Source organism: Brevibacillus sp. HB1.1 (assembly GCF_013332445.1).
In the GTDB taxonomy this organism is placed as follows: Bacteria; Bacillota; Bacilli; order Brevibacillales; family Brevibacillaceae; genus Brevibacillus; species Brevibacillus porteri.
In genome coordinates this window covers 52,260-73,074 of record NZ_JABMIV010000016.1, presented here as the reverse complement: position 1 = coordinate 73,074, position 20,815 = coordinate 52,260, and the positions used below count along the sequence as shown (strand labels likewise).

17 protein-coding genes are annotated in these 20,815 nt (G+C 48.0%); 1 reads left to right on the top strand and 16 read right to left on the bottom strand.

Features of this window, described 5'->3' with window-relative positions; translation table 11 throughout:
• Nucleotides 1–125: 125 nt before the first annotated feature.
• The 13 genes from HPY27_RS27690 to glmU form a co-directional block, all read right to left on the bottom strand.
• Nucleotides 126–2,159: a copper amine oxidase N-terminal domain-containing protein gene (locus tag HPY27_RS27690; RefSeq protein WP_174226451.1), complete on the bottom strand. Its 2,034-nt coding sequence runs from the start codon at nt 2,157–2,159 to the stop codon at nt 126–128.
• Between the two features lie 258 nt (nt 2,160–2,417).
• On the bottom strand, nt 2,418–4,553 hold the full coding sequence (locus HPY27_RS27685) for a GDYXXLXY domain-containing protein (RefSeq protein WP_174226450.1): 2,136 nt from the start codon (nt 4,551–4,553) through the stop codon (nt 2,418–2,420).
• A 109-nt stretch (nt 4,554–4,662) separates the two neighbouring features.
• Nucleotides 4,663–4,956 carry an RNA-binding S4 domain-containing protein gene (locus tag HPY27_RS27680; protein WP_012683879.1) on the bottom strand — a complete coding sequence of 98 codons (294 nt, stop codon included), beginning with the start codon at nt 4,954–4,956 and terminating at the stop codon, nt 4,663–4,665.
• Nucleotides 4,943–6,415 carry a bifunctional methyltransferase/pyrophosphohydrolase YabN gene (yabN, locus tag HPY27_RS27675; RefSeq protein WP_174226461.1) on the bottom strand — a complete coding sequence of 491 codons (1,473 nt, stop codon included), beginning with the start codon at nt 6,413–6,415 and terminating at the stop codon, nt 4,943–4,945. Before yabN ends, HPY27_RS27680 begins: the two co-directional genes overlap by 14 nt.
• Before the next feature lie 9 nt (nt 6,416–6,424).
• Complete coding sequence (locus tag HPY27_RS27670) at nt 6,425–8,089, bottom strand: putative polysaccharide biosynthesis protein (protein WP_173624225.1); 1,665 nt, start codon at nt 8,087–8,089, stop codon at nt 6,425–6,427.
• Between the two features lie 109 nt (nt 8,090–8,198).
• Complete coding sequence (gene spoVT / locus HPY27_RS27665; protein WP_017246947.1) at nt 8,199–8,741, bottom strand: stage V sporulation protein T; 543 nt, start codon at nt 8,739–8,741, stop codon at nt 8,199–8,201.
• A gap of 235 nt (nt 8,742–8,976) precedes the next feature.
• On the bottom strand, nt 8,977–10,044 hold the full coding sequence (locus HPY27_RS27660) for a peptidylprolyl isomerase (RefSeq protein WP_017246946.1): 1,068 nt from the start codon (nt 10,042–10,044) through the stop codon (nt 8,977–8,979).
• 40 nt (nt 10,045–10,084) lie between these two features.
• Nucleotides 10,085–13,633 (bottom strand): transcription-repair coupling factor, encoded by a 3,549-nt coding sequence (gene mfd / locus HPY27_RS27655; RefSeq protein ID WP_017246945.1) that lies wholly within the window; start codon nt 13,631–13,633, stop codon nt 10,085–10,087.
• A gap of 146 nt (nt 13,634–13,779) precedes the next feature.
• Nucleotides 13,780–14,010: an anti-sigma-F factor Fin gene (locus HPY27_RS27650; protein WP_007726431.1), complete on the bottom strand. Its 231-nt coding sequence runs from the start codon at nt 14,008–14,010 to the stop codon at nt 13,780–13,782.
• Nucleotides 14,011–14,071: 61 nt separating this feature from the next.
• Nucleotides 14,072–14,641 (bottom strand): aminoacyl-tRNA hydrolase, encoded by a 570-nt coding sequence (pth, locus tag HPY27_RS27645; protein ID WP_017246944.1) that lies wholly within the window; start codon nt 14,639–14,641, stop codon nt 14,072–14,074.
• Between the two features lie 106 nt (nt 14,642–14,747).
• Entirely contained in the window at nt 14,748–15,356 is a 609-nt protein-coding gene (locus tag HPY27_RS27640; RefSeq protein WP_017246943.1) for a 50S ribosomal protein L25, read from the bottom strand.
• Between the two features lie 89 nt (nt 15,357–15,445).
• Nucleotides 15,446–16,396 carry a ribose-phosphate diphosphokinase gene (locus HPY27_RS27635; RefSeq protein WP_017246942.1) on the bottom strand — a complete coding sequence of 317 codons (951 nt, stop codon included), beginning with the start codon at nt 16,394–16,396 and terminating at the stop codon, nt 15,446–15,448.
• A gap of 22 nt (nt 16,397–16,418) precedes the next feature.
• The gene (gene glmU / locus HPY27_RS27630; protein ID WP_173624227.1) at nt 16,419–17,804 is read right to left on the bottom strand and encodes a bifunctional UDP-N-acetylglucosamine diphosphorylase/glucosamine-1-phosphate N-acetyltransferase GlmU; all 1,386 of its coding nucleotides are present in this window, start codon (nt 17,802–17,804) and stop codon (nt 16,419–16,421) included.
• 196 nt (nt 17,805–18,000) lie between these two features.
• Between glmU and HPY27_RS27625 the strand changes: the two genes are divergently transcribed.
• Nucleotides 18,001–19,017: a CobW family GTP-binding protein gene (locus HPY27_RS27625; protein ID WP_174226449.1), complete on the top strand. Its 1,017-nt coding sequence runs from the start codon at nt 18,001–18,003 to the stop codon at nt 19,015–19,017.
• Nucleotides 19,018–19,064: 47 nt separating this feature from the next.
• On the opposite strand, the gene spoVG is transcribed toward HPY27_RS27625, so the two are convergent.
• From spoVG to purR, 3 genes are all read right to left on the bottom strand, one after another.
• Nucleotides 19,065–19,352 carry a septation regulator SpoVG gene (gene spoVG, locus HPY27_RS27620; protein WP_007719936.1) on the bottom strand — a complete coding sequence of 96 codons (288 nt, stop codon included), beginning with the start codon at nt 19,350–19,352 and terminating at the stop codon, nt 19,065–19,067.
• A gap of 192 nt (nt 19,353–19,544) precedes the next feature.
• Nucleotides 19,545–19,925: a RidA family protein gene (locus tag HPY27_RS27615; protein ID WP_017246939.1), complete on the bottom strand. Its 381-nt coding sequence runs from the start codon at nt 19,923–19,925 to the stop codon at nt 19,545–19,547.
• A 6-nt stretch (nt 19,926–19,931) separates the two neighbouring features.
• A complete protein-coding gene (gene purR / locus HPY27_RS27610) occupies nt 19,932–20,765 on the bottom strand; it encodes a pur operon repressor (protein WP_007719934.1) in 834 nt (277 codons plus the stop codon).
• Between the last annotated feature and the right edge of the window lie 50 nt (nt 20,766–20,815).

Here is a 20,815-nt window from a genome sequence, read left to right as displayed (position 1 = left end):
AGAACAAAAACGGTCAATACCGTTTTTGTTGACTGCAAGCGGCCGCATTAACTCTAATGAATAACATTTCGATGTTTTCTACAAAAAAAACCCCGTATGAATACGGGGTTTTTGCCAGACTGTCCTTACTTGTAAACGGTGTAGTTCCCGTTCACATAGATGATTTTGTAACCGGTACGCTCCGTGATGGTTTTAAGAGGCAGAGTAGGAACGTTGTTTTTCAGCTGAACCGCTGCAGGCAGCGTTACATTTTTGCCATTGATGGTCGCTACGTTTGAACCGACCTTGAATTGCATGACCGTATTGCCGCTCACGACTTTGGCAGTCGTTTTGGTGTAGCTGATCGAAAACCCGAGTGCATCACGGAAAAACGTAGTTGGCATCAGCGTGTTGCCATTTACGGTATACGGTGCCACTGCGAGTCCGGTTGTTTTACCAGCCTTCGTAAAGGAAGCGACGTTCTGCTTGAAGCTGACGCCATTTAGAGACACGATGGTCGCTGGACGAGAGAAGAGTAAGCCCCTCTCCTCGGAGTTGTAGACACCAATGTTGTACACACCTGGAGTAGCCGGATTCACAATACCAGCTGTCTCGGCGATATTGACCTGAGCTGCTGTTTTTGCCGGAATATCCTGGGCAGGAATAATAATCAGATTTTGTCCGCGCACACCAACAAAGCTAGCGGCCACACCGTTCACCGTTACTGTGTTTGCTGGCAAATAGGCTGGAACACGGAAGCCAACAGGGAGTACGACTTCAATGAATCCCTGATTGCGAACAATCGGAGCACCCATGGCTTTGATACCGATTGAAATTCCAGCAGGAGTAGAGGCAGTCGCTCTCGTCAGCCCAACCGTTGCCAATGCGTTGTCCACGGCGACTGGTGGCGTCGTTCCTGTAATTTGGAATTCCTTCGACTTATAGGACTTGTTGTCGATCTTGGCCGCCACGGTATATGTTCCCGCTGTTTTCGGAGCGGTCAAGTAGCCTTCGAATGCAAACTTGATGCTCGCGCGATTTGTGCCATTGAATCCGTATGGCGTGCGGAAATAAACCTTATTCCCCAACACGCTTACATTCGTCACTTGAGAACCATTGACGGTGACGCTATTGCTGGTAAGAATCGGCGGAACAGTTACCTCACTTGGGAATTCAACTTCGATTTCTGCGTTCGACCCCAGCTTGGAGGAAAGATCCACTTCAAACGTATAGCTCGTGCGCGCCCCAGCTGCACTGTCCGACAAAGAAACGGTGAATGGCGTATTACTTATGCCTGTAATTTCAACATCTTTTGACTTGTATTTCTTGCTGTCATATTCAATTTCATACGAATAGTACTTGTCTGCTTTGGATGGGTTTACAATCCCCGCTGAGGACGTAAACTCCAGCTTTATGTAGCTATCGCCGTCTGCACCACTCGGAACCTCAATCCGAATCGAGTCGTTGTCAACGATCGTGACGTATTCTGCTTTGTACCCGTTTACAGTCACATCAGACTTGCTGATGCTCTTTGGCAGCATGTCTTTGGAAGGGAAATCGACATAAATGTACTTGCCATCTTTCAGCTTGCTCTTCGAGGAAAGATTAAATTTTCCGAGCGTTAAGGAGATTCCGTCCTCGGCATTTTTACTGCTATGGGAGGCCTCGAAGTCGCCCTTGCTGCTACTACTGCTACTGCTCGAAGATTTGCCGATGGTGATTTTTTTACCCTTGTAGCTGTTTTCCTCACTCGTTTTTACTTCGATCTCATAGCTGCCCTTGTCTTCCGGGTTGGTGATGTTATCAATAGTCAATGTGAGAACAGTGCCTTTTTTGATCTTTTCATCGACTTCAATCTCCACTACATTTTTGCTGACGGATACGCTGTCGATCGAGATCTCATCATCATCGTCATCTTCAAGCGTGATGTCTGATGTTCTCAGCTTTTTATCTACCGAATAATCTGAAGGGAATCTAACGTAAATACTATCCCCTGCTGTTAATTCCTTATTGATTTCAAACTCAATCGTATATTCTGTTTCCTCGTCTGCATCTGTATCGTCTGCAGAAACATCCTCAATAGAGAGAGCATAAGCCGCTTTTGGCTCGAGCATCAGTGGACTTGCCAAAACCGCAGTGGCCAGCAGCACTGAGATCCCTTTGTTTACGCTTTTTTTCAACGGTAACGCCTCCTTCTCTACAATTTCCTTACTATGATAGGAAATGTTCGGCAAGAAAGGGTTACAGACTGGTAACGAATGATTTAACCCACAGTTTGGAAAAGTCGATCCATCCAAACGAATCGACCGCAATTTCTGGGGATCGTAGGCGTTATCCTCACCCGCTCGATCGTGTTGCAAATGGATTCCAAAGAACGTTTACTTCCCCACACAAAAGAAGCTGCCCGATGACACAGGCAGCTTCTTCTTTTGTAATGTCTACTGGTTCGACAGGCTCTCCAGGATGGCATCGCCTCTCTCACCAATTTTCACAATAGCGTATTTGGCATTCCGCTCGACTTCAAGTCCGGTTCCTTCTGGGACAAAATAGCTTTCTATGCCGTATTCCACCTGATTGCCACCGATTGAACTTCCATTAATCACCACATCCGATGACTGAGGATCGTAGGCTCGATTCCATCGACCATCGATCTCATAATAGCCACTGTAGCTGTGCAAGCCATCCGCTTGTTGGCGGAGTACGACTCGAATCTTATCCCCTGAGTCAACCTGTTCCTGGTCCAGTGTAGAAATGGTGTAGCCAAGTCTGACGTAATCACCTTGCAGTAACGAACGCGGATCGATTGGAACCAGCTCCAGCTTCACCGTTTTTCCGTTGGCCAGGATCGTCTCACTGCTCCATACTTGATAGCCAATCAAAACAAATTGCAGCAAAATGACAGGAAGCAACACAAACGCTTTTCTCACAAAAAGGGAAGGCTCGCTTCTCGGCCACTCAATTTTCGACCTTCGATCCCACCACAGGGTAGCGATGAAAAACACCAGGCTGAGCAAAAGCAGGCTCAGTGACTTGTGCAGCAAGCTCCATAGCATGTCGTAGTACTTCATGAGGAGAAAGGCAAACCAGAAACCGAGTACAATACCGAATCTCACCTTATTTTGCTGATGCAATGTCCGATACAACAAATACGTGCTGACTGCGAAAAAAGCCAGATTCACTACCACATTCATGGAGCCCGATTGAAACCCTTCCTCTGTCAGGATCAAAAGCGAGAGTAAGGCGTACACCAACGAGCTGTTTTGCAAAACGACTGGCAATTGCTTTACGTAATGCATCGCCAACTGCGTAGCAAATATGATCAAGAGTACATATTCAAAGGAAGGCAGGTACTCATCCAGCTTCGTAGCCAGGACGACTAAAAAAGTCAACTGTGTCAAAAGCCGCGCCGGAATGGCAGGAACAGCTTTCCATACGTATAACAGTACCAACAGGAAAACGATCCAGTAAGCTCCTTCTAAAAACAGAACAGAACCGACACCCAATATATACCCCATTGTGAGCAGCGTATATCGTACCGTTGCATTCATCCCGCTCATAAACACCACAGGGCCAATAAAGCCAATTAAGGAAAGGAAAAACAGCAAATCAATAACCGTTTCCTCTTGAATGATCAGAAAAAGCAGACCTGCTATCGAAATAGCTCCAATAGATGCGGCAATGGTCGTAACGAGAACCGTAAATGCCTCTTGAAAAAACACAACCCATTTGCTTTTTTGATACGCTGATTCCTTGCGCAGCCAATTAATCCCTGCAACTGCTCCCCAAATAATGAGTACGGTCAGCAGCAGCATCAAAATAAAGAAGCCTTCTGAATAATACATCACCATGTAGGATATGAATTTAACGAGCACAAACAGCGAGAGCAGCGAGGCTGTCACAATCAGAAGCCCGCGACTCGGCACCCACTTTAAAAACGTGACAAACAGGATGCCCCCGGTAAGGACATATAAAAGCTCAGGAAACGAACCGTATACATCCGTGAAAGCTGACCAGAAAAGACTGACGGAAAAGGTCAGAAAAGATAAGTAGTAAATCGGTTTAGAATGTAACCTTCCTGTCGTAGTTAGCCAGAACAAGACCATATTTCCCAAAGCAATCAACCAAAAAATCATGAACCACCACTCGTCTTCGCGCGCTACATGAATGACTGATGGATGGAGAAAGAAGTAAATGGCCAAATGAGCGAGGACATAGCTGATGACATAGAACGGCTGATAGCGCGTGAAAATCGCAAATAACAAATTCGGAATGAGCCATACGACGAACAGCATGTAGCTATCGGCGTGACTATTGTATATTTGCCCCAACAAAGCCACGCTGATGCCAAAGGCCAAGCCACCAGCCACCAGAAGCCAATTGCTCAAAAACGTATGACGTTTGATGAAACGCAGTCCATAGGATAACAAATAAAAAAGAACGAGGATTGCCACACTGACGCCGATCTTTTGCTCCCTGACCATAAGCGGCCAGTTCGAGGCAAAAAAGTACAGGATAGATGATAACAGAAGCGAAATAGACAAAAAGTAGCCCGTTCGAACTCCGTTTTGTTGCACACAGCACACATCCCTTCGGAAATGCCTTCAGGTACTCTCATTATATCCTTTGCTTGGAAAAAAAGCCTAAAAAAAGACTGCCATCTCGGCAGTCTCTTTTCGTTGTACATTACCCTTTGAGGTAGGCGTCTTCTTCTTTTTCATCACGCGGAACGGGAACTTCGCCAATGACTGTATACAGCGAAGCCGCTTCTTCCTTGCGCGGGTTTTCCTTAATGTCCTCTACTTTTACTGACACGATTTTTTGTCCGAAACGGATCGCCAGCTTGTCGCCGATTTTTACGTTACTGGACGCCTTTGCAGGGCGATCGTTGATTTCCACACGCTGTTTGTCGCACACTTCTTTTGCGAGCGTGCGCCGCTTGATCAGTCGAGACACTTTCAAATATTTATCGAGTCTCATGTTTGGCTTCCTCCCACCATTTGTCCATCTCTTGCAGGTCTGTCTGCTCGAAGGTACGACCCGCCTCTTGCAGCTTGCCTTCAATATAGGAAAAGCGCTTCTTGAACTTGTTGTTGGTCAACGCGAGGGCTGCTTCCGGATCGAGCCCCAGGAAGCGCGCCAGATTGACTACCGCAAATAGCAAATCACCCAGCTCGCCAGCGCGTTCTTCTTCTGATGCTTCTTGCAGCTCGCGGTACTCCTCTTCTACCTTTTTGTACACGTCTGCAATATCATCCCAGTCAAAGCCGACTTGGGCTGCTTTTTTCTGCAGCTTGTAACCATACATCAGTGCTGGCAAATCACGTGGTATTCCCGCCAACTGTGATTGAACCGTTACATCGATACCTTTTGCTGCTTTTTCCTGTGCTTTGATCTCCTGCCAATTCGCCAGTGCTTCCTCGGAATCATTCGCGCTCTTTTCCCCGAATACGTGCGGGTGGCGGCGAACTAGCTTTTCATTCAATGTCGCGACAACATCATCTACCGAAAAATATCCGTCTTCGGCTGCCATCTGCGAATGCAGCATGATTTGCATCAACAAATCACCTAGCTCCTCACACATCGCATCTGGATCATCGTCGTCGATCGTCTCCAAAACCTCGTACGTCTCTTCAATCAAGTTTTTGCGGATGCTTTGATGTGTTTGCTCGCGATCCCACGGGCATCCATCCGGACTGCGCAGGATCGCAACGATCTCCTTCAAGTAGGAGAATTGGCGGTACGATACCTTCTCATCCTTCGTCGGCGGTACATACACCAGGGACAAATTCCCGAAATGATCGAGTCTGTCCAGTTCATACAACGGCACTGTCTCAATGATTTCTTGCCCCGCTACCCCTACGGCAGTCGCTACCGTCACCTCGTAATCGTCCGGCAGCACTTCCATCAAGGTCAGCTTCACATCAGAAGCCACAAAGGCATCGTACACTTGCGCGATAATCGTATGCAGACCCGGAGATACTTGATGAGCAGCGAGCGCCGTCCCATCTAGCAAAGAGAATCCCTCGATCGGGTCGATATGTAGGCGGGCAAACAACGGATCGATAAAGCTCTGTCCACCGCCAATTTCGATCTCTACTCCACGTTTTGGTCCCTCTGCCAACAACAGCTGCACAGTACGTTCCGCCACCAAAGGATGGCCAGGCACGGCATAGACAAGACTGCCTGCTTCGTTTACCTGTGAAAAAAGTCGCTCCACAATATCGGTGTACACATCGGAAAACGTATCGTGCTGCTCATATACAGCATCAAAGGACTCAATCGCGATGCCTTCTGCGATCAGATCGGCTACGACCGGATGCTCTTTCGTGCGCAAATACAGCTGTTTGGCAGCTTTGAGTGTACGATAGATGCCATAAGGGAGCTGGTCCAAATCTCCGGCACCAAGACCGACCACGGTAATGGTCTTATTCTTCATTTCCACTCGTCACGCCTCCTTTTCGTTCATTCTCGCTTTCTCCGCTGGGAGGAGCTTATATTTCGTTAACAGCGAAGCAATTCGCTTTCCTTTTGGCAAAAATTGAATATCATTTCTCGTAAGTCCACCCGTTTTCAAAAGTGCCAGCAAATAGACCAATGCTCCTGAACCGACAGCAATCAAGCCTACCAGCGTATGGAACAAGCGATTTGAAAGTCCGGTACTGCCGAGCACTGTATTAGCGAGCCACTCGACAAGCAACACGACAATCGACATCACCACGACGGAGATGAATGGCTTTTTCACCGTTTGGCGGAATCCGATTTGTGCCCCCGTGTATTTGCTTACCGCAAGAACGTTCAGTCCCATGGCGACCAAATAAGCTAAAACGGTGGACACTGCTGCACCAGAGATGCCCCAGAACGGAACGAGCGCCAGATTGAGGATGAGCTTCACCAATACACCAATAAACAAGTTGCGGGCAGGTCGCATTACACGTCCCAAGCCTTGCAAAATCCCCGCGCTGGCAATACTCACCGTGGCGAAAATAATCGTGAAGGACTGTACAGCGAGGGCCTCGGTACCGTTGCTGTCTCCGTAGAGCATGACGTTGATCGGCTCCGCCAACAGAGCAAGTCCAAAGGAAGCAGGCAATCCTAACAGGAAGGTCAGTCGAATCGCTACTTCGGAACGATGAGAGATCAATTGATGCTGGCGCTGGGCAACAGCTTCACTGATCGCAGGCACTAATGCCAGAGACAAGGACGTGGCGAAAAACGTACCAAACTGAATGAGTGGCTGACCACGGTCAAATGCACCCTTCAAAAGCTTGGCTAAGTCCTCCGGGGTCCCGCTCCATTGCAGCATATTGACGACGGTCATCGAGTCTACAAGCGGAACAAGCGGCAAAACCAGTGCCCCCATACAAATCGGAACGGCATAGGTCAAGAGATGACGTAATATCTGGCGATTGGTCCACGAATTCGCGGTTGATTGCTGCACTTGATTGATGGTCGTTAGCCCCATCTGCTTGTCTTTTCTCCAATACCAAAGCAAGACGAGAATAGCAGCAATGGCACCTGGAAAAGCAGCAAAAACGGCACCTGTACCAGCCATGTACGGGTCCTGATACATGTTCATCGCCCAGAATGCAGCGACCAGGATGAAAATCACGCGAATGAACTGCTCAGCAACCTGAGAGACGCCAGTCGGCATCATATTTTGATGCCCCTGAAAATAGCCGCGCAAGATCGCAACCATCGGCACCAACGGGAGTGACCACGCTACTGCTCGGAGCGGGGTAATCAAATGCTCATCACCCATCATACGGGCAATCATAGGTGCCCCTCCATATAACAGGAAGAAGAAAAAGATCCCGAGAACAACCAGCGATATACTGGCTACTCGAAACGCCCTGCGCGCCCCGATCGCATCCCCGACAGCGACGCGCTCTGAGACGATCTTGGAGATGGCGATGGGAAAACCCGCCGTCGCCAGAATCAACAACGTGGTGTACAGCGGGTATACTTGCATATATACGTACAAGCCGATATCTCCGGCAATGTTTTGGTATGGGATGCGGTATACAGCGCCTAACAGCTTGGAGACAAGACCGGCAATTCCAAGTATCGCCGCGCCTTTCACAAATTGAACGGAAGCCTTTTCTTGAGCCATGTGCGTGAAATTTCTCCTCTCCAACCTAAAACTTCGTTCATTATACCACAAGGCCATAGGCACAAGAAAAACAGCCCCGGGGTACGAGGCTGTTTTTGCTGATCCTATCCTACTGCTCCATCTGCTTTGCCAGGAAACCGGCCGCTGTTTCCGACATTTTGATCTCCAAATCACTCATCTTGGTTGACTCGTTTTTGTTGAGGAGGATCACGGACCCGATTGGATCGCCTCCTGCCACAATGGGTGCAACGACGAACGATCCATATGTTTCGTTCATATCACGACAAATTTCATAAGAGCCTACGTTTTTCTCCAGTCGGGTTTTTCTTTCCTCCAAGCATTTCTCAACAATACTACCAATGGGTTTCTCCAAGTATTCCTTTTTGGAGGCACCTGCCACAGCAATGACAGTATCCCTGTCTGAAATCAGTACGGTATGATTCATGCTTTCATACAAAGAGTCGGCGTACTCTTTTGCAAAATCACCCAATTCTCCAATTGGTGAATACTTTTTGAGAATGACTTCTCCGTCACGATCCACAAAAATCTCAAGCGGGTCGCCCTCACGAATGCGCAGTGTACGACGAATCTCCTTAGGAATCACGACCCTACCGAGGTCGTCAATTCGACGAACGATACCAGTTGCTTTCATGTCTTGTTGCCTCGCTTTCCCTGAGAAGTGGGTAGTGAATAGATGGTGGTTGGTTAGTTGTATTTTTTCCTCAAATTCTAATTTTAACTATGGGTGATGGTATCAATTTTTACCAGTTACCTCAATTACTCTCCCCCGGGTGGTAGCGAGTGATAATAGTATTTGCCCATGTTTGAAGAATATGCGAGAAAACGAAAAAACAGGGAAACGAATTCCCTGTTTTTCTTCGGACTTCTTATTTCTTCGCCGGAGCGTCGTTTTTGGACTGCGGGATGTTGAATTTCGTAATGAGCTTGTCCAGCTCGTTCTTGGCGAAAGCATCGTAGGCTTTCTCCAAAGAACTCGCGCGGAGCTGTTCTTTCATCTCATCAAAGGTCTTTTCTTTGCGATTCTCGACCTTAATAATATGGTAACCAAAATCAGTTTTTACTGGCGGGCCAACTTCACCGACTTTTTGTGTCAGGGATGCTTCTTTAAATTCTGGTACCCATTGCGTTACATCCGCATTTTCGTACAAGCCGCCAGACTCCTTACTGCCTGGGTCATCTGTAAACTCTTTTGCCAGCTTCGCGAAGTCTTCACCCTTTTTCAGGCGCGCTACCAAGTCGTTGGAGATTTTCAACGCCTCTTCTGGTGTGCGCTTTTCGGTAGAGATCAGGATGTGGCGAACAGAAGCAACGGTACGGGAAGCTTTGTCCATTTGATCATAGGTTTGCTTCATCGTAGCATCGTCGATATTCTTTTTCATCACATTGATGGACTGGTTGATCAGGTTCATCTGATTGACGATCATGTCCTTCGTTACGCCTTGACCTTCCAAGAGCTTGGTGAACTGAGCTTCATCCTTGCCCAAAAAGCCCATGTACTGCGTTTTGATTTTCTCGAAGGTTTTCTCAGCGAGTTCTTTGGCCTCTTTTTTCATGGCATCGTCAGAACGGCTAGCCAAAACCTTGGTAGCTGTATACTCACGCGCAAAAGCTTTCAGTGAGTTGCTATCTGCCATTTCAATCATGGTACCTTGTTGTGGGTTCATGAAGTTAATGACACGCAGGAACTCTTCGAACTCATTTCCTGTTACAGTTCCTCCTTGATACTCCACAATGACCGCTTTCGGGTCTGCTGCGTAAGGCAGAGTGAGTTTAGGGAATTGTACCAAAGGATCATTAGCAGCTTGATTGCTGCCATCTGTCTGATTCGCTGGAGTTTTTGATTCTTGTTTCGCTTCTTCTGCTTTTCCGCCGCAACCAGTCATGAGTGCAACGACCAGAACAGCCGAAGATAGAATCGCTACAGAACGTTTCATAAATAAGGTTCTCCCTTCCCGGGCAAGCCCATTTTGTCAGTTAAGACACGGGGCTTTCCGTACCGGTGTCTCTTCGCACCTGGTGAAATTGACGCAGCAGCTTTTCAACCAACTGCACGCCCTCATCTTCTTTTAACCCCTTTACTTTAACAGCAATCGTGATCTGTTGTCCACCCGACAGCCCAACCCTCTTGCTCCAGTTACTGGTAAGTGCAAACAAGGCTCCACCATCGATGTTGTTGTTCTGACTAGGGTGCAGGAACAATTTAATCTCGTCTGGATTCTTTTGGCTAATTTCGGTGATGTGATGCTTCAGGGCATACACACGCAAACGGGAAATGGTCAACAGATTATCAACCGGCTTCGGAACTGGTCCAAAACGGTCTAGCAGCTCCTCTGCCAAATCGTCGACGTCTTCCAATGTAGACACCGCGACAAACTTTTTGTACATCTCGATTTTTTGTCGGCTGTCCGTAATGTACATCGACGGAATATAGGCATCCAGTTGCAGATTGATCTCCACAGGTGTGACAATTTCGTGTTTGACTTCGCCCTTTAGCTCATCAATGGCCTCTTTCAGCATCTGGCTGTACAAGTCGAATCCGACCGTATTAATAAAACCATGCTGCTCCGCGCCCAGCAAATTACCGGCTCCACGAATGGACAAGTCTCGCATCGCGATCTTGAAACCAGAGCCGAGCTCGGTAAATTCCTTGATGGCTTGCAGACGTTTTTCCGCTACCTCTGTCAGCACCTTGTCCCGTTGATACGTAAAGTAAGCGTACGCAATTCGGTTGGAACGACCTACACGTCCACGCAGCTGATACAGCTGGGACAAGCCCATTTTATCTGCATTGTAAATAATCAGCGTATTGACGTTCGGGATGTCCACCCCGGTCTCAATGATCGTCGTGCTGACCAATACGTCAAAATTCCCTTCCAAAAAGTCGAGAATGACGCCCTCCAGCTCACTTTCGTTCATCTGCCCATGCGCCACAGCGATGCGCGCGTCAGGAACGAGCATAGAAATCTGCTCCGCCATCTGTTCGATTCCTTGTACTTGGTTGTAGAGGAAGAACACTTGACCATCACGAGCCATCTCACGCTCAATCGCTTCGCGAACCAAAGCAGGACTGTAATCCATCACATACGTCTGCACCGGAAAACGATTTTCTGGCGGAGTTTCGATAACAGACAAATCACGCACACCGAGCATCGACATGTGCAAGGTACGTGGAATCGGCGTAGCGGTCAGTGTCATGACATCCACATTCGTTTTGATCTGCTTGAGCTTTTCCTTGTGGCTCACACCGAAGCGCTGCTCCTCGTCTACGATTAACAGACCGAGCTCGCGGAATGTCAGGTCTTTGGAAAGGAGACGGTGCGTACCGATGACGACATCGACTGTGCCTTCCTTCAGTCCTTTTAACGTGGCATTCTGCTCTTTGCGCGAACGGAATCGACTCAATACCTCCACGCGGATCGGATATTCCGCAAAACGCTCACGGAACGTCTCGTAATGCTGCTGAGCCAGAATCGTAGTTGGAACCAAAACGGCTACCTGTTTTCCGTCCATGACAGACTTGAAGGCAGCACGAATCGCAACCTCTGTCTTCCCGTAACCCACGTCCCCACAAACGAGGCGATCCATCGGACGTTTGCGCTCCATGTCCGCTTTGACTTCAGAAATCGCGCGGAGCTGGTCTTGTGTTTCCTGATACGGGAACATCGCCTCAAATTCACGCTGCTCTGTCGTGTCGGGAGAGAATGTATGACCGACAGCCGCTTCGCGTGCTGCGTACAGCTTGATCAAATCTTCAGCGATATCCTTTACAGACGACTGGACTTTATTTTTGACCCGTTTCCACTCGCTGCCGCCCAAGCTGTAAATCTTCGGCTGTGCCTCTTCGCTCGCCACGTACTTCTGCACATGGTCGATTTGATCAATCGGAACAAACAGACTGTCTCCTGCTGCGTATTGAATATGAAGGTAATCTTTATGAATTCCGAGAATTTCCTTGGTTTCAATTCCGAGGTATTTCCCAATCCCGTGATTGACGTGGACGACGAAATCACCGGGCTTGAGCTCAAGGTAGTTTTTGATACGCTCGGCGTTGTTCATCGTCTGTTGAACTTTGCGTGCCTTGCGCTGTTTTGCTGTAAAAACTTCGCCTTCCGTAATAACGACCAGCTTGTTTAATGGCAGCTCAAAGCCTGTCTGGAGATTTCCTAAAATGATCGTAGGACGCCCCGGAGGCACCGTTTCCACTGCATCAGTTAAAACATCCGCTTCCATTTCGTAGTCATGCAGGACACGCTCCAGTCGCTTTGCACGCTCCAAATCAGCTGCGACAAAGACGATCTGATCCTGGGACTTCTTCCAACGAGCCAGTTCTGTTTTCAGTACGTTCATCTGTCCATGGAAGTTTTGCATGGTACGACAAGTCAGATTCACGATGTTTTGCGGCTGAGTCTTTGGTGATTGTCTCAAAAATAGGGAGAGGTAAACGATCTGGCGCTTTTTCGTCGACACGATCTCGTCGTACGTGCGCGACAGGCTGAGATTGGACATGTATTCGCCCTGGATGATGCGTCCTGTCAGCCATTCCCCTTCTTCTTTTTGCAATTGCGCTGCCGTATCCAACACACGGGAAGGCTCATCAACAATCAGCAAGGTATCGGAAGGCATATAGGACAATAAGGTATCACCCGTCGGGTAAATGACAGAGATGTACGAATACAGCTGTGCAAAACGCTGTCCTTGCTTCATTCTCTCTGCATCAGAGCCGATTCGCTCCATGACTTTTTCCTTGGCAGCCCCATCCTTCAAATTGGCGATGGTTTCTCCCAGCTTTTGTTCCAAGCGAACAGCCGATTCCTGCAATAACGGAGTCGAAGCGATCATTTCTTTTGCCGGACCGAGAATATAAGTCTGGACGGATTCCAGTGACCGTTGGGAGAGCATGTCAAACGTACGGATCGAGTCGATCTCCACATCAAACAGCTCAATCCGCACCGGCCACTCCGAATCGATCGGATACAAATCGATAATTCCACCGCGAATACTCATTTCTCCCTTGCGCTCGACCATGTCCACTCTCTCATAGCCAAGCTCAATACATCGGAGTAAAAAGGAATCAATATCGAGCTCATCACCGACAGATAACTGAATTTGTGCTTCCTTCCATACTTGCGGGGGAACGACTAAGCGACGCAAGCCAGCAAAAGGTGCAACCAAAAAACCCGTAAAGCCTTGGGCCAGACGGTTGAATACATGAATTCGCTGCGCCAGCATTTCAGGGCTGGCAATGGCAAGCTCAGAGCCAATCAGCTCATTACCGGGATAAAGCAACACCTGATCAGAGGGAACCAACTCGATCAAATCTTCGTATACTTTTTGTGCTTGGTACATGTTATGCGTCACTACGCAGACCGGACGATCTGACATTTGTTGCAATGACGCCATCAATACTTGCCGGGCGGAACCAGCTAAGCCAGAGACAAGCTGCTCATGAAGCCCCTTCTCCAAACCAGCCACGATTGTCCCGACATTCGTGTCCTGTTTCATCGGGTTAATGATGACTTGCATTCACTAATCCCCTCTCTAATTCTTCTGTCAACTAAAAGCAGAGCCTCGCTCACGTTCACAATAACCGCAGGTCAGCCATGCGAAAAGAAGCCTTAGCTCCCCAAGCTAAGGCCTTGTCAGTGCAAGCCTTCCTAATGCGTATCCACTTATTGAAGTGGGTTTCCGACTAGCGAAAGCTCTGGATGCTGAATCAGCGCTTCACGGCAATAGTCGCACGTGATGCTGACGACCGTATCTCCACTTTGTTCTCTCGATATTATAAGAGCACGTTCCTCCGGGGTCAAGGAATCAAACCCGAGCTGCGCTTCTGTTACTTGCGATTCGTCAAATTCTGCAATCTTCATGCCGCAGCAACGACATGTATAGCGTATGCTCATGCACATACCACCCCCATACTGTTCCTATCGGTTAGTATGGACGATTGGGTGGGAAATCATACTACTTCTTCAAGCTGTTGTAATGGTTCATGACCTTTAAAAACGACTCTCTTGTCCACATGGCGCATGCTTCAGCAGCCACGCTCACCGCTTCTTGAATGTCGGCTCTTTCCGCCACTGGAAACGTATTCAAAACATAGTCGCTGACGCTCCGCCCTGGTTCAGGACGACTGATACCTACCTTGATTCGTTTAAACTCCTGTGTGCCCAAATGCTGAATCATCGACTTGATGCCGTTGTGCCCACCAGCGCTGCCTTTTTCTCGCAGACGAAGATGTCCGGTCGGCAAATCAAGATCGTCGTAGATGACAACGAGATCGTCTGGAATCAGTTTGTAAAACTTGAGGACTTCCGCTACCGATTCACCAGAGAGATTCATGTACGTCTGCGGCTTCACCAGCAGCACCTTCTCGCCTTCGATTCGGCCTTCGCCAACTAGTGCACGAAACTTGTTTTGCGTAACAGGAATTCCCCATTTGTCGCTAATCTTATCTATGGCCATAAAGCCAGCATTATGTCTGGTGTCTTCATATTTTTTGCCGGGATTACCCAATCCAATTATGACTTTCACGCTTATTCCCTCCCACTCTCTCCCCATTGTACTCGAATGGTTACGTGAACAAAAGTAGAAGGGCAGAGATGAAATCACCTCGCCCTTCTTTTTTTAAGCCATGATTTTATTCGTTAGCGGTTCCTGCTTTTTCGGCCACTGCCTCTGCTTCTTGCTCCGCATCAATCGATTCTTCGGACTTGACCTTAACTGGCAGGACACTGATCAGCACTTCCGTGGAATCAAGCCCTAGCTCCACTCCTGGCGGGACTGTCAGATCCGCTACCAAAACGACATCCCCGATGTTGAACCCGTCTACATCGACTAGGAACGATTCTGGTATATTACCTGGCAAGCAAGTCACTTCCACACTATGGCGGACAAGAGTAGCCACACCCAACTCCGGATCTCCTGTCATGAGGACAGGTACGGACGTGTGTATTTTTTCATTCATATTGATCTTCTTAAAATCTGCATGCAAAATGTTTCCCTGCAAAGGATGCCGTTGCAGCTCATAAACCATGACATCGTGCGTGTCCCCGTCTACACTCAACCGAAATGGCTTATTCGTCGTCTGATGACGCAGGGCCGCATCCAGTTCTCTTCCTTTGAGCTGAATCGGCTTATTGCCCACTTCGCTGCCGTACATAATACCGGGAACCCAGCCTTCCTTGCGCAGTACCTTTACAGCATTGCCTGTCTTTTTTTCACGAGACTGTGCCTGTAATTGTTCCACAAAAAAACCTCCTTCGGACTGCTAGTAAAAGTTTCCTCACTAGCTTGTCCATCGGAGGTTTAGTTCAATCCCCTACAGGGGATTGTATATTAATCGAACAACTTGCTTACGGAAAGCTCTTCGTGAACACGAATGATTGCTTCACCAATGATTGGCGCTACGGAAAGAACGGTAATCTTATCGATAATTTGTTCTTCTGTCAGCGGGATCGAGTTGGTCACAATCAGTTCCTTGATCGTCGAGTTAGCAATACGCTCGATAGCAGGACCAGACAGAACTGGGTGCGTGCAGCATGCATATACTTCACGTGCGCCTGCTTCTACAAGTGCACTTGCAGCCAGTGTGATCGTTCCAGCGGTATCGATAATATCGTCGATGATGATCGCTGTTTTGCCTTCGATGTTACCTACGATGTTCATTACTTCGGCTACGTTTGGTTCTGGGCGGCGTTTGTCAATAATGGCAATAGGCGCTTCCAGACGTTCTGCCAATTTACGAGCACGAGTCACTCCACCGTGGTCTGGAGATACGACAACGATATCTTTCAGACCTTTTTCAGAGAAGTGTTTACCCAAGATAGGCACACCCAGCAGATGATCAACTGGAATATCGAAGAAGCCTTGGATTTGTGTTGCGTGCAGATCCATCGTAATCACACGTTGTGCACCTGCAGTCTCGATCAGGTTAGCAACCAGCTTGGCTGTGATTGGATCACGTGCACGTGCTTTGCGATCTTGACGAGCGTAGCCGTAGTAAGGAATTACCACGTTAATACTCTTAGCCGAAGCGCGCTTCAATGCATCGACCATGACCAAAAGCTCCATCAGATGCTCATTAACGGGAGCAGATGTTGGCTGAATGACAAATACGTCACAACCGCGAACGCTTTCATTGAGTTTGAGTTGGCATTCGCCATCACTAAAGCGCACTACTTGTGCGTTTCCGAGTGGTACACCGATGTGTTCGGCGATTTCTTTTGCCAGTTCCGGGTTTGCGTTGCACGTAAATACCTTCAGTTTTGGGTCGCGGTAGTTAGCCATGATCTTCTCAAGAACCTCCCGTTTATGATTGCTTTTTGCCCTTGCGAGGCATTTTGTTCGCGTAATCGATCTTATTGACTTGACGCTCACGTGCGATCGCAAGCGCATTATCCGGCACATCTTGGTTAATGGTCGAGCCAGCAGCTACATAAGCACTTTGTCCAACTGTAACGGGCGCCACCAGATTGCTGTTGCAACCGATGAATGCGCCGTCTTTTACTGTCGTTTTATGCTTTACTGCCCCATCGTAGTTGACGGTAATCGTTCCACAGCCAATATTGACTCCGTCTCCGATCTCCGCATCTCCTACATAGCTGAGATGAGGAACCTTCGTACCGTCACCAATTTTCGCATTTTTCAATTCCACGAAATCACCGATTTTAGCATTGCTTCCAATCTGTGTTCCTGGTCGAACATAAGCAAATGGCCCAACAGAAGACTCGCTTTCCACACTCGAATCAACCATTACCGAGTAAGAAATGGTCACGCCACTCGCTACTTCCACATTCGTCAGATCCGCTTGAGGTCCGATTACACAATCAGCTCCCACGGTTGTTTGTCCACGCAGGAAAGAACCTGGGTGGATCACGGTATCTGCCTCAATCTTCACATCAGTTTCGATGTACGTAGAAGCTGGATCGATGATTGTCACACCATTTCGCATGTGACCAATCATAATACGTTTTTTCATGTAGGCTTCTGCTTCGGATAGCTGTACACGATCGTTCACACCCATCGTTTCCTCCGGGTCAACCGCTTCGTACCCAACTACCTTTTCACCTGCCTCACGCAAAATACCGACAACGTCTGTTACATAGTATTCGCCTTGTGCGTTGTCATTTTTCACTTCCGCCAAGGCTTTCCATAATTTTCGGTTGTCATAGCAGTATATGCCCGTATTAATTTCTCTGATCGCCCGTTCCGCTTCTGTAGCGTCCTTATGTTCCACGATTCGCAATACTTCGCCCGCCTCATTGCGCACGATACGCCCATAACCTGTTGCATCAGGTAATACGGCGGTTAATACAGTTGCAGCCGCTTGCTGCTCCTCGTGATAGGTCAGCAAGGCCGACAACGTAGTCGCTGACAAGAGGGGAACGTCGCCATATAAAAGAAACGTAGTTCCTTCTTTATCCTGTAAAAACGGCGCTGCCTGCGAAACGGCATGTGCCGTTCCCAACTGTTCTTCTTGCAGTGCATAAGTGATATCCTCGCCTAGCTTGGCGCGGACAGCGTCAGCACCATGACCTACGACGACAACGATATCCTGAACCTGCATGGACGCCATCGTATCGACTACATGCTGAACCATAGGCTTTCCGCACACAGGGTGCAGGACTTTGTACAGCTTCGATTTCATCCGTGTACCCTGACCAGCAGCCAGAACCACGGCATGGATCTTAGACATGTCAACCCTCCATCGTAGAAGTTCCACAATGACTATATCCTAATTCATATGTGAATTTCAAGACAATCGATACAGGATTATCCCCGATTCCTTGCATTGCCAGTAGTTAGACACAAGGCAGACAACATTTAATTTTCTGACAGAAATGTGATATATTGTTGGGCGAAAGGGGTTATTTTGAAGGAGGTAGGATTAGATGAGCGCAGAGGTATACTTGCTGACTGGGTATTTAGGAAGCGGAAAAACCACCCTTTTGCAACAATGGCTGACTCATTTGCGCATCACAGACCAGAAAGTAGTCGTCTTGATGAATGAAATGGGGGAGGAAGATATTGACGGGGAACAATTGCAAGGCTTCGGCTTTCCTGTCAAAAAAATGCTCGATGGCTGCATCTGCTGCTCGATCAAGGGCGAGCTGACGGAGGGTTTGAAAGATATTATGAACGCCATTGCGCCAGACCGAATCCTCATCGAGACTACTGGCGTAGCCGATCCACTTGATGTCATCGATACGATTACCCATCCAGAGCTGTATGATCGACTGGAGTTAAAAGGGACCATTAGTGTTGTCGACGCCTCTCGCTTTCTGGACCTCAACTCCCGATTCTCCTCGACTGGCACTCTGGTCAAAACGATTCGAAACCAAGTGCGTTACGCAGACTTGCTTCTTTTGAACAAAACCGATTTGACCAGTCCTGATGTCATAGAGCGGGTTCGTCAAAAGCTCAGTGAAATCAATCCCACTGCACCCATACATGCTACTGTTAAGGCGGAAATTGAAGTCTCCCGGCTTTTGTCTGTCAAACGCACCGTTCATGAGCGACCGCTCGACAACGAGACAAACCGCCCTATTGCCGTACAGAAAAGCATCGGCCGAATGTCCACGATGGACAGGCTCAAGCAATCCCTTGGCCTAAAAACAAGCCAGCCCTCTCTCTACAATAGTATCGAAACATTTTCCTATGTATTCACCGGACCAGTAGACGCGAAAAAATTCGAGGACTTCCTATACGATCTCCCCAAAAACGTCTATCGGGCAAAAGGTTACGTCCAGTTTCACGGAAAGCCCGAGCTGATCTCGTTTCAACATACCGATAATCAGGTGCTCCTGTTCCCTTTTGAAAATTTCGGACCAAAAATGGTGGCTGTTTTCATCGGGGAAGGCATGGACCGAGAAATTATTTTGAACGACCTAAAAAAATGTTATGGTTAACGGACGCCGAAGCACCCTGCCGCAAGTGACAGGGTGCTTTGTGTGTTTTAAGCACCAGCTTCGATAGTGCTTTCTTCCTCTTGACCTACGCGGTCGTATTCTGTGAGAACTGCTGCCTGGATTTTTTCACGGGTAGTCGAAGAAATCGGATGGGCAATATCACGGAATTCTCCATCTGGTGTACGCTTGCTCGGCATAGCTACAAACATACCATTGTTTCCGTCAATGACACGGATATCATGAACCACAAACTCATGGTCAATTGTAATGGATGCAATCGCTTTCATCCTACCATCCGTATTCACTCGGCGCAGCCTTACGTCTGTTACTTCCATCTAGTTCACTCCCTTTATCTATGTAACGCGTTTAGGATTATTTCCACTCGCTGGGTAAATATTCCTGCTTACCATTATGCAATATTTGAAAAAATATATAAATATGTTTATATGTCATTTTTTGGAAATTTTCTACAATCACACAAAAAAATAGCCTAACGCGCGTGGCATCAGGCTATTTTCCAATTTTTTCTATTCGATATAAGCTACAATTTCGATCTCGACTTTTACGTCGCGTGGCAGACGTGCCACTTCCACAGTGGAACGAGCTGGCTTGTGATCGCCGAAATAGTGGCCGTACACTTCATTCAGTTGGCCAAAATCATTCATGTCTTTGATGAATACAGTCGCCTTCACTACGTTCGTCAGGTTGCCACCGGCTTCTGCTAGTACTGCTTGAATGTTGGAAAAAACCTGATGGGTTTGCTCCACGACGTCACCTTCTACCAAAGTGCCGTCAGCACGCAGCGGAATTTGACCCGATGCAAAAAGAAATGGACCTACCTTCGCAGCTTGGCTGTAAGGACCAATAGCGGCAGGAGCCTTGTCAGTTGAAACAAAAGAGATTGCCATACCTATCTACTCCCCTCTATTTTCAAAAAAACTGCCTAGCTCTATTTCAATTTGCTTGCCCTTGAAGTCTACATCCTGCAGTTTTGCAAGCGATACATATTCATCTACCAAACGCTCAGAAACATCTGCTGTTGTTTCTACCAGTACGCCGCACCCTACTACGGTTGCACGGAATTCCTGCAACAGATCAATCATGCCCCGCAATGTCCCGCCAGCTTTCATAAAGTCATCCACAATGAGGACGCGAGACTGCTCGGCCAAACCGCGGCGAGCGAGTGACATGGTTTGAATTCGTTTACTGGAACCCGATACATAGTTAATGCTCACTACTGAACCTTCCGTCACCTTGTTGTCACGGCGCACAATCACAACAGGCACATTCAAAAACATAGCCGTCGCATACGCAAGTGGAATCCCCTTTGTTTCCACCGTCATAACGACATCCACATTTTTATCCGCATAAGCGGTTGCAAAGAGCTTTCCGATCTTCGCCATCGTTTGTGGATTCCCGAGAATGTCGGACATGTACAAGTATCCACCTGGCAAAAGTCTCTCTGGATTAGCGAGTTGACCGATCAGTTCGCGCATGAAGTGAAGGGCCTCTTCCGTTTTGACCTGTGGAATATACTTCACTCCGCCTGCCGCTCCCGCCACCGTTTTCAACAAGCCTACCCCTTGGACTTCAAAAGCCTCTTTGATGATAGACAAGTCTTCACTGATGGATGATTTCGCTGCGCCGTATTGTTCCGCGAACAGAGTGAGAGGAGTCAGCGTATGGGGATGGGCGAGCAAGTGCTGCGTCATATCAACCAGACGTGCACTTCTGCGCAATTTCTTCATGGCTCTTCCTCCAAAACCGAATATTATGCTGATAATGTATCATTTCCATA